General features: G+C 72.2%; 8 protein-coding genes and 1 pseudogene. 5 read left to right on the plus strand and 4 right to left on the minus strand.

The features are described 5' to 3' along the window. Positions 1 to 12: 12 nt before the first annotated feature. On the minus strand, positions 13 to 2,856 hold the full coding sequence (locus tag ABZ382_RS27040) for a LuxR C-terminal-related transcriptional regulator (protein WP_357094251.1): 2,844 nt from the start codon (positions 2,854 to 2,856) through the stop codon (positions 13 to 15). Between the two features lie 76 nt (positions 2,857 to 2,932). Then, positions 2,933 to 4,738, minus strand: a complete 1,806-nt coding sequence (locus ABZ382_RS27045; protein ID WP_357094254.1) for an Hsp70 family protein — start codon at positions 4,736 to 4,738, stop codon at positions 2,933 to 2,935. A 314-nt stretch (positions 4,739 to 5,052) separates the two neighbouring features. On the opposite strand from ABZ382_RS27045, the gene ABZ382_RS27050 reads away from it, so the two are divergent. From ABZ382_RS27050 to ABZ382_RS27060, 3 genes are all read left to right on the plus strand, one after another. Continuing rightward, a complete protein-coding gene (locus ABZ382_RS27050; RefSeq protein WP_357094257.1) occupies positions 5,053 to 7,023 on the plus strand; it encodes an IniB N-terminal domain-containing protein in 1,971 nt (656 codons plus the stop codon). A 106-nt stretch (positions 7,024 to 7,129) separates the two neighbouring features. Further along, complete coding sequence (locus tag ABZ382_RS27055; protein WP_357094660.1) at positions 7,130 to 8,977, plus strand: dynamin family protein; 1,848 nt, start codon at positions 7,130 to 7,132, stop codon at positions 8,975 to 8,977. 275 nt (positions 8,978 to 9,252) lie between these two features. Continuing rightward, positions 9,253 to 10,851 carry a dynamin family protein gene (locus tag ABZ382_RS27060; protein WP_357094260.1) on the plus strand — a complete coding sequence of 533 codons (1,599 nt, stop codon included), beginning with the start codon at positions 9,253 to 9,255 and terminating at the stop codon, positions 10,849 to 10,851. A gap of 9 nt (positions 10,852 to 10,860) precedes the next feature. On the opposite strand, the gene ABZ382_RS27065 is transcribed toward ABZ382_RS27060, so the two are convergent. Together ABZ382_RS27065 and ABZ382_RS27070 are read right to left on the minus strand one after the other, a co-directional pair. Next, the gene (locus tag ABZ382_RS27065; RefSeq protein ID WP_357094263.1) at positions 10,861 to 12,021 is read right to left on the minus strand and encodes a zinc-binding dehydrogenase; all 1,161 of its coding nucleotides are present in this window, start codon (positions 12,019 to 12,021) and stop codon (positions 10,861 to 10,863) included. Positions 12,022 to 12,123: 102 nt separating this feature from the next. Further along, positions 12,124 to 13,806: an MFS transporter gene (locus tag ABZ382_RS27070; RefSeq protein ID WP_357094266.1), complete on the minus strand. Its 1,683-nt coding sequence runs from the start codon at positions 13,804 to 13,806 to the stop codon at positions 12,124 to 12,126. A gap of 118 nt (positions 13,807 to 13,924) precedes the next feature. On the opposite strand from ABZ382_RS27070, the gene ABZ382_RS27075 reads away from it, so the two are divergent. Together ABZ382_RS27075 and ABZ382_RS27080 are read left to right on the plus strand one after the other, a co-directional pair. Further along, positions 13,925 to 14,440 carry a MarR family winged helix-turn-helix transcriptional regulator gene (locus ABZ382_RS27075; protein WP_357094269.1) on the plus strand — a complete coding sequence of 172 codons (516 nt, stop codon included), beginning with the start codon at positions 13,925 to 13,927 and terminating at the stop codon, positions 14,438 to 14,440. Positions 14,441 to 14,505: 65 nt separating this feature from the next. Next, positions 14,506 to 15,411 (plus strand): annotated as a pseudogene (locus tag ABZ382_RS27080) (haloalkane dehalogenase); the annotation flags it as partial. Between the last annotated feature and the right edge of the window lie 5 nt (positions 15,412 to 15,416).

A 15,416-nucleotide genomic window follows, 5' to 3' on the forward strand; every position in this document is an offset into this window, starting at 1 on the left:
TCCGCGCCCGGATCAGACCAGGAGTGAACCGTGACCCATGGCGCGGAGCATTGACAATAACTCCGAACGCGACCCCGCACCGATTCGGCGTCTCATCCGGGCCACGTGATGTTCCACGGTTTTGGCCGAGATGTAGAGCCGGGCCCCGATCTCCCGGTACGTCAAACCCAGGAGCACCAGTTCGGCCACCTCGCGTTCGCGTTCGCTCAGCACGGTATCGGTGACCGGTTCCGGACGTGCCTGCGGGGCCGCGGCCTCGGGCACCCGGACCGGGGATTCCGGCGGCCGGGACTGCGCACGGACCGTGCGGGCCAGCTTCAGCAGGGCGGTCGCGGTGGCGGCGTCGCTCGCCGCCAGCGCGGCCTCACTGGCCAGCCGGGCCGCGTCCCAGCGCAGGCCGAGCCCGGCCAGTCGCGCCACCGCGCCCTCGACCCGATCCCGGACCACCTGTCCGCGCAGCACCAGCACCCAGGTGCGGCCCGCGTCGGCCAGTACCGCGGCCTGCGGATCGCCCGCCGAGGCGGCCGTCTTCAGCCGATGGGCGTGCGGCAGCAGGGCTTCCGGGCTCTCCTGGGCGATGGCGGCCTGAATCGCGTACCAGTGGAAGGCATTCGACCAGACCGGCGGTTCGCCGAGGCGGCGCAGCAGTTCGTCGGCGCCGGTCACCAGGGCGGTCATCCGGGCCTCGTCGCGTAAACGGATTCCGGCCAGCCACAGTTCGCCGATGGGCAGCAGTGCCAGCAGGTCCGCCCCGACCTCGTCGAACAGCGGAAAGGCCTGCTGCCAGGCCAGGGCCAGCGCGGCGTGGTCGCCGCTGCGGCGGGCGAGGCCGACGATCACGCCGTGCGCGAGCAGGCGATCCCGCGGATCCAGTTCCGCCACCGGCACTTCCGACATCAGGGCGGCGGCCGACTGCTCGTCGCCACCCAGCATGGCCACCCAGGAACCGAGCACCAGGCTCTGCGGCGTGGGGGCCGCGCCGCGCAGGGCGTCGGCGGCGCGGCGGGGGTCGCCCATGCTCAGGCACAGCAGCACCGCGATCGACACCGCCGAGCACGGCAGGAACCGATCGCCGCCGTCGTCGGCCGGGGCCGGACCGGAGTGCGCCGCGTGGATCAGCGCCGACGCCGCCGAGACGGCCGCGCCGCGGCGAGCCTGCGCCGGATTGGCGAACCGCTGCCCGGCGAGGGTCGCAGGGGGAACAGCCCGCATCTCCGCGGTGAAGCCGGTCGGGGCCGTGACGGTGCCGAAGCTGTTCGGCTGGCCCGCGGCGGATCGCACCGGCACGCCGGGGTTCGCGGGCTGGGTCCGGTCGCCGATGGCCGGCCGGACCACGCCGCCGGGTGCGGCGACCCGGGCGGTCGGGGAGTTGAACGCGCCGGACGCCGCTGGGCGTTCGGCACCGGACTGTCCGTTGCCGTAAGTCCGTGCGGGAGTGCCCTGCTCGTTGCCGCCGCGACCGCCGAAGGTTCCGGCGGCGCCATTGTGCGTCGCACCCGGGCGCTGGGCCGCGGGCGTTCCGGTGGCGCCGATCGAATCGGACAGGGCGTGCGCGATCGACGCCGCCCGGGAGGTGGCCTCGGTGGGCGGCCACTGCCCGGCATTGACCGAGAGCGCCTGCGCGCCACGAACATCGCCGGCCAGGCACAGCGCGGTCGCCGCGACCGCCCAGTCCGCGCCCACCCGGGCGGGACCGAGCCAGGTGTAGAGCTGCGCCGCCCGGTCGGCCAGACCGCGCCGGGTCCAGACGCCCGCGCAGATGCGGACCGCGACGGCGAGATCGGCGAGCGGAATCGACGGATTCGCCAGGCTCGGTTCGGCCAGGCGCAGGGCGGTGTCGCCGTCCCCGCTGCGCGCGGCCGCGTCGGCCCAGCGCACCGCCAGCCCTTCCGGATCCGCACCGGCGGCGGCCGCGGACGCGTAGTAGCGCACCGCCTCGTCACCGGCGCGTTCGGCTGCGGCGCACAGGAATCCGGCCAGCCGCTCGTCCCGGACGCCCGATTCGGCGAGCAGCAGCGCGGTGTGATCGCGCAGCAGTCCGGCATCCAGGCGGGCGTGCAACAGGCGGCGGGCGACGGTCAGGAAGCGGCGGTCGCCGACCAGGGTGCGCAGCGGCGCGACCGCGGGGGTCAGCAGCAGATCGGCATCGGTGACCAGGGCGCTGCCCCGGGCCCGGTCCACCAGACTCTGGGCGTCGGCGGAGGAGAGGTCGAGGACCTCGGTCAGTTCGCCGGTGTCCAGGCCCGCGCCGATGGCGGCCACCACCAGGGCGTCGAGCAGGTCCGGGTCGGAGTCGTCGAGCCGGGTCCGGGCCCACGCGGTCACCGCCTGATCGACCGCTGTCACGCCCGCGTCCAGGCGGGTCGCGCAGGCGGCGGTCAAAGCGGCCACCACGCCGCCGTGGATGCCGCCGGTCTGGCGATGGATGTGCTGGGCCAGGCCGCGCGGCACCATCATGCCCAATTCCCGTGCGAAGGGGGCGATCTCGGTCGCGCCCAGGGCGCGCAGATCGATCACGCGGCCGCGGCGGGCCACCAGATCGGTGAGTCCGCGCAGCCGGGCGTCGTGCGGCCGCGAGCGCAGCGCGATGACGACCGGGAACTCCCCGGATTCGGCCGCGGCGCAGAGCAGATCGAACTCGGCCGCGCCGAGGGTGTGCGCGTCGTCGACGACCAGGGCGGTCCGGGGACGGCCGGTGTCCGCGCCGCCGGGACGCGGCGCCTGCGCCGGATGGTCGGTGAGCGTGACGCCGCGGGCGCGCAGCCGCGCCCGGATCGCGCCCAGCAGGGTGGACTTACCGGTGCCGGAACGGCCGCGGATGAGGTACAGCACCGCACCGGAATCGCCGGAATCCAAGTCCCGGAATATCTCTCGCGCGCCCGGAAGTGAATCGAGCGCGACTGGGGTTACGCCTGTCACGAGGAACCAACTCTCAGCCGTGCGTACCGGGAATTTTCCCGAGTCCGTCGACGGCGTTGTTCAAGGCTCCCGTCGGGAGCTGGGGCGCCGGCACCTGCACGGGGGCGGGCACGGGAGGCTGCGGCAGCTGCATGGTCTGCACCGGCGGCTGCTGCTGCGCCGGGGCGGGCTGCGGCTGGGTCTGCGGCGCGGGTTGCGGCTGCGCCTGCTGGGTCTGCGGCGACTGCTCCGGCGCCGGATTCTGTTGCTGGGCAGGGGTATCCGACTGTCCGACCGGGGCGGCCGGAGCGCCCACGGGGGCGCCGGAGGCCGGTGTGCCGGGCTGGGTGGCGCCGGGCTGCTGCGGGGAGTTCACCGCGGCGATCGGACTGCCCGGCACGGCTGCGGCGGGCGTGCCGGAGGGGGTGACCCCGCCGTTCGGCGCGGCCTTGTCCAGGGCCACCGCGGAGGTCGAAGGGGCCGGTGTCCCCGCGGGATTCGCGGGGGTGGACCGATCGCCGGTGCCCATGGCCAGCGTGCCGGTCGCCACCGCGGCCACCGCGATGGCGGCCGCGCCGAACACGGCCAGCCGCTTCCAGTGCCGGAACCCGCTCCGGGGCTCCTCGACGGGCAGTTCGGGCAGCAGCGGAATACGCGCAGCCGCGGCGGGCGCCGTCGTCTCCTCGGGTCCTGCGGTGGCCGGCCCGGCGGCGTCGGCGGATTCGGGTAAGGAGCCGCCGCCGATGCGGCGGGGCGCGCCCGCGATGGTCCGGGGCGGAACGAGCGTGGTGCTGCCGTCGGCCTCGGCGTAGGTCGGGCCGCCGATCGCGATGGCCGGGTGAGCTTCGGTCTCGGTGATGTCGGCGAGCAGGTCGGCGGCCAGCAGGGCCGCGCCGTGCGCGCTCAGGTGGGCCGGATCGGCGGCGGCCGCGACCGGGACGCCGAACTCGGTGGACAGCAGCTCGGTTACCAGCGGGATGCTCGCGCCGCCGCCGGTGAGCAGGAAGCCGTCCAGGTCAGCGGCGCTCAGTCCCGCGCGGCGCAGCGCCTCGCGGACCAGGTCGGTCGAACCGAGGAGCGGACCCCGCAGCAGCTCCTCGATATCGTCGCGAACCAGTCGCACATCGGCGACGCCGAGCATGGGCAAACGCACCGGCACCATGGTGGCGGTATTTGTGGAGAGAGTTTCTTTCGCAATTTTGCAGCGTTCCCGGAGCGCCGCCAATTCTTGTTCCACTACCGGGTCGAAAGGATCGAAATCTTTTTCGCCGACCGCATACGCGAGGACATATCTCATCGTCAGCAGATCGAATTCCGAACCCGCCACCGCGGTGCTGCGGACCGGTTCGCCGAGCAGGCCCGACATGGCGCCCGTGCGGGCCACCGAGACGGTCAGTCCGGTGGCTCCGAGGTCGTACACCACCATCGCGCCGTCGCGGCTGGAGCCGTGCACGTCCTGTAGCCAGCGCATGGCCGCGGCCGGTTCCGGGACCAGGGCGACCTCGCCCAGACCGGCCTCGTCCAGCGCGGTCCGCTGCGTTTCCACGGTGTGCTGCGACCACCAGGCCGGGTAGCAGGCGACCGCGGCGCCCGCCGGGCCCATGTCCGTCACCACGCGGCCGATGGCGGTCGCCACCAGGTCGGCGGCCCGGACGACGGAGCCGTCACGGGTGCGGATGTCCACGGGATCCCCCACCCGGGACAGGAAACTCTCCGGAACCTCCGTCTCCGCGCCCAGCGTGCTGGGCCGGGTATGGAGCTTGTGTTGTCCCCCCGAAGTTGTCACGGCAACCGTGTTCGACGACCCGACCGTGATGCCGAGCGCCAGCCCCTGACTCATTCGAGTTCCCCTGTCATTACCGGACACGCGGTGGGTGTTGCGCGTGCCGCTCGAAAGCTCTTGGTCCGATATGTCTGAAAACCCTCTGTTAGGCCGGGCGGCCCACCGAGCCTGTCGGTTGCTGGGGGGCTCTCGTTACCGATTCCCCGGCAGGTTTGGGGGAATTCCCCTAATGTTCGCCGAACCCCCAAGGTGATCGATGGGGAAACCGGGGGACTTCACCCCTTACGCGTAACAACTCGTCTTCCTAACGTGAAAGTCAATTCGAGCAGTGCGGGTCAACGGGGCCCGCCCCACCAGGGAGACGATTCATCATGAGCCCCAACGCAATTCTCGAGTTCATCCTCAACCTGCTGCGCGACCACGAGGCCGCCGTCAGCTACTGCACCAATCCGGGCGCGGCGCTCGCCGCCGCCGGCCTGGACAACGTGACCCCGGAGGACATCGCGGCCGTGGCGCCGATGGTGGCGGAATCCGCGCTGGTTGCCGGAGGTTCGCAGCTGTCGAGCATCATCGCCGCGGGCGGGGCCACCGGCCTCGGCGCCGACGCCGGTCTGGACGCCGGACTCGGCGCGGACGCGGGCCTCGGTGCGAACGCCGGCGTGGGCGCGGCCACCGGAGTCGGCGCGAACATCGGCGCCGGTCTCGTCGACAACGCCGCCCTGAACCTCGGGGCCGCTACCCTCGCCGCCACCCAGGTCAACCTCGGCACCGAGGTCGGCACCGGCCTGGAGCTGGGCCTCGCCAACAGTGTCGGCGCGGCGGTGGACGCGGCCGCCGGACTCGGCGCGGGCCTGACCGCCGGACTGGGTGGTGCGCTCGGCGTGGCCGCCGACGTCGCCACCGGTGTCGAAGCCAATCTGGGCGGCGTCCTCGGCGCCCAGGCCGCCGCCGACCTGACTTCCGCCCTCACCGGCGGCCTGGCCGCGGGCGCTGGCCTGGAAACCGGCCTGCAGGGCGCGCTCGACGCGGTCGCCCACGGTGGCGCGGATCTCGCCACCGGCCTGACCGGCGCGATCACCACCGCCGCCGACCTCCAGACCGGCCTCGGCGCGGGACTCTCCACCGCCATCAACGCCGCCACCACCGCGGGCGCGGGCCTGCAGACCGGCCTGAACGGCGCCCTCGACACCGGCGTCGGCCTGCAGACCGGCCTCAACGGCGCGGTGACCACCGGCGCCGCCCTCGGCACCCAGGTCGGCGCCGGCCTGGAAACCGGCCTCTCCGGCACCGCCGACGCGCTCCTCGGCGCGGGCACCCAGCTGGGCGCGGGCCTGGACACCGGCCTGCACGCGGGCGCGGACCTCGGTACCCAGCTCGGCGGCAACCTCGGCGCGGGCGTCGACACCGCGGTCGGCGCCGGCACCCAGCTGGGCGCGGGCTTGAACACCGGACTCCAGGCGGGCGCGGATCTCGGCACGCAACTGGGCGGCGGGCTCGGCGCGGGTCTGAACACCGCGGTCGGCGCGGGCACGCAGCTGGGCGCGGGTCTCGAGACCGGCCTGAACACGGGAGCGCAGCTGGGTACCGGTCTCGACGCCGGGTTGCACACGGGTGCGGATCTCGGGACGCAGCTCGGTGCGGGCCTGAACACCGGATTGCACACCGGTGCGGACCTCGGGACGCAGCTGGGCGCGGGCCTGGACACCGGGCTGCACACGGGTGCGCAGCTGGGCACGGGTCTCGATGCCGGTCTGAATACCGCGGTCGGTGCGGGTACGCAGGTCGGCGCGGGGCTCGAGACCGGGCTCAATGGCGCGGCGACTGTGGGTACCGGGCTCGGCGCGCAGGTCGGAAGTGGTTTGGAGACGGGCATTTCCGGCGTGGGCGGTGCGGCGACCGGAATCGGCACGGGCGTGCAGGGCGGGCTCGACACCGGCCTTCACGGCGCGGTCGGGGCCGGGACTCAGGTGGGGACCGGTCTGGACGCCGGGGTGCACTCGGCGGTCGGTGCGGGTACGCAGGTCGGCACCGGGCTGACCGGGGTCGGGAACGCGGTGGCCGGGCTCGACACCGGGGTCACCGGGGCGACGCAGGTCGGCGGCGGTGCGCAGGTCGGGACCGGTCTGGATGCCGGAGTGCACGGCGGCAGCGCGGTGGATGCCGGGCTGCACGGTGCGGGCGCGAATCCCTGGGCCGGAGTGGATGTTTCGCAGGCCTTCGGCGGCGGGGTGCACACCACCGGTCCGGACGCGTCGCTGTTCGGCGACGGCGGGGCGCACACCGGGGCGGATCTCGGAGCGCACGCGGGCGGCGATATCGTCGGCGACATCCTGCACTCGTGACGCGAGCGGTCGCTCACCGCGGGTTCGCCGCGGTGAGCGACAGTCTCTCGACAGTGCACTCGGAACACGACGGCTGGAGCGGGTCGGTGAGCAAGCTGTGACAGGCATGGTGGCGGCGAATCCGCTGCTGACGATGGTCTCGGAGACCATCGCGGTGGCGCGGGCCGCGGAACGCGGCGACCTGGTCGCCCGGCTGGAGACGGTCGCGGGCAAGGTGCGCGATCCGCGCCGCCGGATCCTGGTGGCGGGCTTGGGGAATCAGGGTAAGAGCCGGTTCGTCAACGCGCTGGTCAATCTGGATGTGTGCCCGGTCGCCGACGATATCGCCACCGCGGTCACCACCGTCCTGTCCTATGCTCCGCAACCGCGCGCGACGGTGGTCGCGGCGGGCGCGGACGGCGGCGAGAACATCCGGGAGGCGGTGCCGTTCGAGGCCGTCCCCGCGCTCACCGCCCGCAGCCCGCAGGGTCGCGCCGTGCTCCGCCTCGAACTCGAGGCCCCGAGCCAGCTACTCGCCGACGGCATCGTGGTGGTCGACACGCCCGGACTGGGTGCGCACGGAACCACCGGCGCGGCCGGCGTTCTCGCGCAGGCTCCGGCCGCGGACGCGGTGCTGGTGCTCACCGACGCCTCCACCGAGCTGACCGATCCCGAGGTGGATTTCCTGCGGCAGGTGCGGGAGTTGTGCCCGGCCGTCGCGGTGCTGGTCACCAAGATCGACCTGTACCCGCACTGGCGGCAGGTGTTCGAGGCGAACCGGAAGCACCTGCGTGCCAATGAGATCGAGATGCCGATGCTGCCGGTCTCGGCGGTGCTGCGCGCCCACGCCATGCGCCTGCAGGACGAGGGTCTCGGCCGCGAGTCCGGGTTCGGCCTGGTCTTCCAGTTCCTGCGGGAGCAGGTGGTGGCGCGGGATCAGGCGGCCATGCAACGCGCGGTCGCGCTCGACATCTCCTCCGCCACGGAGCATCTCGCGCTGGCCTTGGGTAGTGAGCTGATCGCGTTGCGGGACCCGGCGCGCGGTGCGGCCGCCATCCGGGAACTGCACGCCGCCAAGGCCGAGGCGGAGAAGCTGCATCGCCACACCGCGGCATGGCAGCAGACCCTCGGCGACGGCATCACCGATCTGGCGGGCGATATCGACCACGATCTGCGCAACCGGCTGCGGGACATCGCCCGCACCGCCGAGGACTGGATCGACGACCACGATCCCGGCAAGCACTGGGACAGCATGGACGAATGGCTCACGGCGACTGTCGGTTCCGCGGTCGGCGACAACCTGGTGTGGACCGGCACCCGGGCGGTGAAACTGGCCGAGCGGGTCGCCACCCACTTCACCGATCTGGGCGCGGTGGATCTGCCCGAGGTCGGCGACACCCTCGACGACGACTCCCGCACCGGGTCCTGCACACTCGCCGATCTGGAACCGGATCTGGGTTTGAGCCACAAGCTGCTGGTGGGTGTGCGCGGCTCGTACGGCGGCGTGATCATGGCGGGCATGGTCGGCACCATGGCGGGGATGGCGCTGATCAATCCGCTGTCGCTGGGCGCGGGAGTCCTGCTGGGCGGCAAGGCGTTCAGCGACGACAAGAAGGCCCGCCTGGCCAAGCGGCGCGCCGACGCCAAGATGGCGGTGCGCCGCTATCTCGACGACATCGCCTTCCACAGCGGCAAGGAGACCAAGGACCGCCTGCACCGCATCCACCGGTTGCTGCGCGACCATTTCACCGCCATCGCCGACCGCACTCTGCGTTCCATCGACGAGTCCCTGCGCGCCGCCCAGGAGGCCGCGAATGTGGAGGCCGCGCGGCGCACCGAGCGGGCCGCCGAACTGGAACGCCGCCTGCACGTCGTGGGGGAACTCCGCCGCCACGCGGGCGCGCTCCTCGGCCCGGAGTCGCCCGGCGCACTGCCGCCGGGTAATCACCCCCAGCTCCCGCCCGCCGCGCGCTGAACGCCGCGCGCACCGGGCCGCAGGGGGGCTTGGTGCGCGCGGGGAGGCCGCGGCGCCGGCCGGAGCGGCACACCGAGGCCGGGTCGGGGGGATTCGCTCCGGGCCGGGCAAGATCAGGGTGTGGCGGACGGAGTCGTGTCCCCGGGCGGCGCGGGCCGAGGCCCGGGGCTGGGAATCGGCTGTGAGACCCGGCGGGGTCTGATAACGATTCCGCGTGTCCCGGCGAATGCCTTGCGGATGCGTGGAGGTGCGGTGTGCTTCGGAATCGGGAGCCTATGAGGGACGACGCGAGCGGTGTCGGATACGGGCTGGTACCGGAGACGCGCGGGCTGCTGGCCGCGGCCAGGCGGGCGCTCGGCGAGCAGCCGCGGGTGCGGGCTCAGCTGGACGAGTGCGCGCGGCGGTTGGACGAGCCGCTGCGGGTGGCCCTGGCGGGTCAGCTGAAGGCGGGCAAGTCGACCCTGTTGAACGCTCTGGTCGGCCAGGACATCGCGCCCACCGACGCCACCGAGTGCACCCGTCTGGTCACCTGGTACCGCAATGGGACCGCGCCCCGGGTCACCGCGTACAGCGTGGACGGCGCCCGCGCCGATGTGGTGGTGCGTCGCGGCCGCGGGGCCGAGGGGCTGCCCGGCGCGCACGGTCTCACCTTCGATCTGTCGGCGCTGCGCTGGAATTCGCCGACCCCGCGCGAGGTGGATCAGCTGGCGGTGGAGTGGCCGTCGGCGGAGCTGGCGCAGACCACCATCATCGACACCCCCGGCATCTCGTCGCTGTCGCGGGAGGTGTCGGCCCGCACATCGCGGCTGCTGACCCCCGGCGGCCCGGGTCCGGCGTTGCCGCCCGCCGACGCCGTCCTCTATCTCCTGCGCCGTCTGGACGCCGCCGACGTCGATTTCCTGGAGCGGATCGGCGGCGGTCACAGCGGTAACAGCGGTGCGCCGCAGGGCTTCTCGGGTCCGCTGGGCGTGGTCGGCGTGGTATCGCGGGCCGATGAGATCGGTGCGGGCCGCATCGACGCCCTGCATTCGGCGCGCGACGTGGCCTCCCGTTTCGCGACGGAGCTGGAGCGAACGGGGCTGTGCCAGTCGGTGATTCCGGTGGCGGGCCTACTGGCCTTCGCGGCCGCCACCCTCCGGCAGCGGGAGTACGACGCCTTCGAGGCGCTGGCCGCCATCCCCGTCGACGACCTGACCACCGCACTCCTCTCGGCCGACCGTTTCGCCCACCCGGACCTGTCCCTGCCGGTCCCCGCCGACCTACGCGCGCACCTGGCCGCGCGCTTCGGCCTGTTCGGCATCCGGCTGGCCGTCACCCTGATCCGCCTGGGCGTCCGCGGCTCGCAGGCGCTGGCCGCCGAACTCTCCAGCCGCAGCGGCCTCGACGAACTCCGCACCGTCCTGGATGTCCAATTCGCCCAGCGCGCGGACGAATTGAAGGCCCACTCGGCACTGACCGCCCTGGCCCGCATTCTCGCCGCCAACCAGGGTTCCCCCGCCGACGCCCTGCTCCCGCGCGTCCGCACCCTGCTCGCCGACGTCCACGGCTTCGCCGAACTGCGCCTGCTGTCGCACCTGCGCTCCGACGAACTCCCCTTGCCCCCGGAGGATCTCGCGGAACTCAACCGCCTGATCGGCGGCACCGGCGTGGCCCCGACCCTCCGCTTGGGCCTGCCCGCCCACACCGATGTCCCCACCCAGCGCGACGCGGCCTTGGCCGCGGTGCAGAAGTGGCGGAACCGCGCCCGCCACCCCTTGGCCGATCAGTTCACCGCGAACGCCTGCCTCACCGCCGCGCGCAGCGCCGAGGGCCTCCTGGAGATCCTCCACGAGCCCCCGACGACCCCGTTCCCGGCACTGCGCCCCGGCCGATAGCGCCCCCGATCAGGGAGCGGTGCGGTCGCTGCGCGGGTCGATCAGGATCTTGGCGTGAAGCTCGGGTGAGGCGAGGGTCGAGAAAGCGCCGTCGATGCCCGCGAGCCCCACGGTGCCGGTGATCAGCGGTGACGGGTCGACCTTGCCGTCGGCGATCATGTGCAGGGTGTCGCGGAATTCGCCGGGGTCGTAGCCGAGCACGAAGCGCAGCTCGATCTCCTTGTTGATCGCGGTGGCGGGATGGAAGGCGTCCTGCTGCATGCACACGCCGACGACCACGACCCGGGTCAACGGCGGTGCGGCGGTGAGGATCTGGTCGATGATGCCCGGTACGCCGACGCATTCGAAGACGACCGGACCGGAGGGTCCGCGCTGGAGCGTGTGGGCCGCGCGGAATAGGTACCACCAGGGAATATTGGGGATGCGCCGCAGGCGTTCCATGGCGTCGAAGCCGAGGTTGAGGATGTCGGCGGCGCCGGTGATGCGGGACTTCTTCGGCGTCGACTCCCACGGGGATTCGGTGGCGGGGTCGACCACCACATCGGCTCCGCAGGCCGCGGCCAGTTCCCGGCGGCGGGGAGAGAAGTCGCTGGCGACGACGGTGTGGACGCCGGCGGCCTTCAGCATGGAGATGACGGCCAGCCCGATCGGCCCGCAACCGATGACGAAAGCGGTCTGGCCCTTGGTGATCCGGCTCTTGCGGACCGCGTGCCAGGCCACGGCCATGGGTTCGGTGAGGGCGGCGAGGTCGGGGGAGAGCCCGTTGGGGACCGGGAAGGTCATGGGTTCCTGGATCAGGACCTGTTCGGCGTAGCCGCCCGGCGCGTGCGCGGACAGTCCCGTCAGTTCCGGCTGCCGCCCGGTGCGCAGGATCGGCAGGGCGACCACGGGCGTGCCGGGCTTCCAGCGGCGCCGGGTGCCGGGACCGTATTCCTCGATCTCCCCGGTGAATTCGTGACCCATGACGATGCGCTGTTCCGAGCGCATGAACCGGTCGTAGCCGGTGGCGGCAGCCAGGTCGGCGAGTTCGTCGCAGTGCAGGCGGGCATGCAGGTCGGAGCCGCAGATGCCGCAGCGGGTGACGGAGATGAGCACCTGGCCCGGCCCCGGCACGGGAGTCGGGAGGTCCTCGACCTGGAATTCGCCCTTACTGACCACGGCCGCGCGCATGACTGGCTCCTGTCGGAAGTCGGTGATTCGTCTGGAATTCTTCCCCGGAAGCGGCCGCCGGTCCGGGGAATTCCCCGAACCGGCGGCCGTCGCGCGTGGCGGTCAGACCCCGACCAGGTCCTCCTCGGCCGCCATCTCGTGTTGTTCGAGCCGGGTGTCGCCCGGCAGCACCAGGAATCCGACGCAGACCAGGGCCATCAGCCCGATGCCCCACCACAGCGTGTACTGGAAGGTGTGCGCGAAGTTCACCGCATTGGCGTCTTCGCCGGCCCGCGTGAGGATCGCGCCGATCGCGGGGTCCGCGGGAGCGGACTGGCAGCTGGCCGGAACGACCGACGGATCCACCGCACCGGAGCGGTCCCGCACGCAGGCGGAGAAGCCCGCGAGAATCTGCTCCCGCGCACCGTCCGGCACCCCGGCGGTGGCCAGCTCCGTGCGGGTCTGTGCCGCAACGGAATCCACGCCGCGCGCCGAATCGTGATCCAGCTGCCCGAAGAACAGGATCCCGACCAGCGCCACACCCAGCGCCAGCCCCAGCTGCTGTCCGGTGTTCAGCAGCCCGGACGCGGCCCCGGCCTCACGGTCGGGAATCTGCCCGAGCAGCATGTCGATGGTCGGCGCGACCACGATGCCGAATCCGATACCGGTCACCACCAGTGGGAACACCATCTGCCAGGAGGCGAAATCGGACTCGTAGTGGGTGGCGAGCGCACCGTAGAACGCGAACCCGCCCGCGGTGATCAAGCCGCCGACCAGCAGCACCCACTTGCCGAACCGTGGCGCGAGGGCGCTCACCGAGACGCCCGCCCCGATGCCCGCGCCGACCGCGAAGAACGCCGAGGTGAGTCCGGCCCGCATGGGCGACCAGCCGAGCCCGGCCTGCATGAACAACGTCCAGATCAGGAAGAAGCCGCCGAATCCGATCCAGAACAGCAGCCAGCTGGCCAGGCCGACCGTGAACGGACGCGACCGGAACAGCTCCAGATCGACCAGCGGCGACCCGACGGTGCGGGCCCGCCACCGCTCATAGACCAGGAAGGCCACGAAGGTCACCGCCGCCGCCCCGACCATGACGAAAGTCCAGGCGGGCCAATCCAATCGGCGGCCCTCGGTGAGCGGGTACACCAGCAGCAGCACCGCGGAGATGGCCAGCACCATGCCGACGATGTCCAGTCGCGGCGCGTGCGTGGACCGCGAATCCCGCATGACCACGGCGGCCGCGCCGAGTGCGAGCAGCCCGACCGGCACGTTCACCAGGAAGATCGGCCGCCAGTCCAGGCCGAACAGATTCCACTCGACGAGCAGCCCGCCCAGTGACAGCCCGACCGCCGACGCGGACCCGCCGACGCCGCTGTACACGGCGATCGCCTTGGCGCGCTCGTTCTTCGGGAAGGTGACGCGGATGATGGCCAGGATCTGCGGCACCATGAGCCCGGCCATCGCGCCCTGCACGAACCGGGAGCCGATGAGCATTTCGGGCGAGGTCGCCAGGCCGCAGGCCAGGGATGCCGCGGTGAATCCGGCGACGCCGATCAGGAACAGGCGTTTGCGGCCGTAGATGTCGCCGAGCCGGCCGCCGGTGATGAGCACGGCCGCGAAGGACAGCACGTACGCGGCGATGATCCATTCGATCTGCGAGTAGGCCGCGCCCAGGTCCTTCTGGATGCTGGGGACGGCGACATTGACGATGGTGACGTCGAGCAGGTCCATGAATCCCGCGGCCAGCACGACGGCGAAGGCGATCCAGCGGCGTGGATCGAGGGTGGGGGAGGTGTCGGTGTCCACTGCGAACTCTCTTCGATTCGGTGTGGGTGGAGGTCCGCTTCAAACTATGCACCTGAAGTGATTATCAAACAAGGGGGCAATCACTGATTGTGCGCATGGGTCGGGCTACGCTATGCGGGTGACCGACGTGGATCCCCAGCGCGCGCCCCTCTTCAGCAGCGCCGCGTTCCTTTTCGCGCAGCTGGGTTCCCATGCCGCGTACCGCTTCGACCAGCTGCTCACCCCGCTGGGCATCAAGCCGCCGCAGTACGGCACGCTGCGCATGCTGGAGGTCAATGACGGCCGTACCCAGCAGCAGCTCTGCGACGCGCTCGGGATCCACCGCAATGTGATGGTCAGCCTGATCGACGACCTGGAGAAGCGTGGCCTGGTCGAACGCCGCAAACACCCCGCGGACCGGCGTGCGCACGCCGTGCACCTGCTGCCGGCCGGGCGCGAGATGATCGCCCGCGCGTCGGCCTTGGCCGACCAGCTGAACGACGAGCTGCTGGGCATGCTCGACCCGGGCGAACGGTCGAAGCTCCTCGCCATGCTGCAGCGGGCCGCGGTCGGCAACGGCCTCACCCCGGGCGTCCACCCGGCGCTGACGGTCGAGCCGGGCACCGTGCCGATGTATGACACAGGTCACATCTAGGTCCGGTCACAAGCCGTCCCGGCGCGTGTCCAACCAGGTGTAGGCAACTCACCCGGAAGGACACCACGATGGCCACCATCGACATTCTGGACTCGTTCATCAACTACACCGACACCGGCAGCGGTCCCGTTGCGGCCGGCGCCGTTCCCGTCGTCTTCCTGCACGGCAACCCCACCTCGTCCTACATCTGGCGCAACGTGATCCCGCACGTGAGCGGTGCGGTATCCGACACGAGCGCCCGGGTCTTCGCACCGGATCTCATCGGCATGGGCGCCTCCGGCAAGCCGGACAGCGACTACCGCTTCGTCGATCACGCCCGCTACCTGGACGCCTGGTTCGAGGCCCTGGGCCTGGACCAGGTCGTCATCGTCGGCCACGACTGGGGCGGCGCGCTCGGAATGGACTGGGCCGCACGTCATCCCGAACGGGTGCGCGGCATCGCCCTGGTGGAGACCTTCCTGCGCCCCATGATCTGGTCGGACATGCCGCCGCAGGGTGCGGAACTGTTCCGCCGCTTCCGTTCCCCCGAGGGCGAGGAGATGGTGCTCGAACGCAATATGTTCATCGAGTTCAACCTGCCCGCCTCCACCCGCACCCTCACCCCGGAGGCGCTCGACGCCTACCGCGCGCCGTACCCGACGCCGGAGTCGCGCAAGCCGATGCTGGTGTGGCCCAGGGAGTTCCCGCTCGACGGCGAGCCCGCCGACGTGGTCGCCATCATCGAGAACTACGACGCCTGGATGGCGGCCAGCCCGGAGGTGCCCAAGCTGCTCATGCACGTCGAGGACGGGGTCGGGCTGGGCTCGCAGGAGGCGATGGAGTGGGCGGTGCGCACCTTCGCGTCCGCCGAGCTCGCGAACATCGGCCCGGCCGGGCACCACTGCCCGGAGGATCAGCCCGACGCCATCGGCCGGGCGGTCGCCGGCTGGTTGCGTCAGCACGCGCTGCTCACCGCGCCCGCCGTCGCCTGAGCGGC

The sequence above is a fragment of the Nocardia sp. NPDC005825 genome, assembly GCF_040630175.1.
Classification (GTDB): domain Bacteria; phylum Actinomycetota; class Actinomycetes; order Mycobacteriales; family Mycobacteriaceae; genus Nocardia.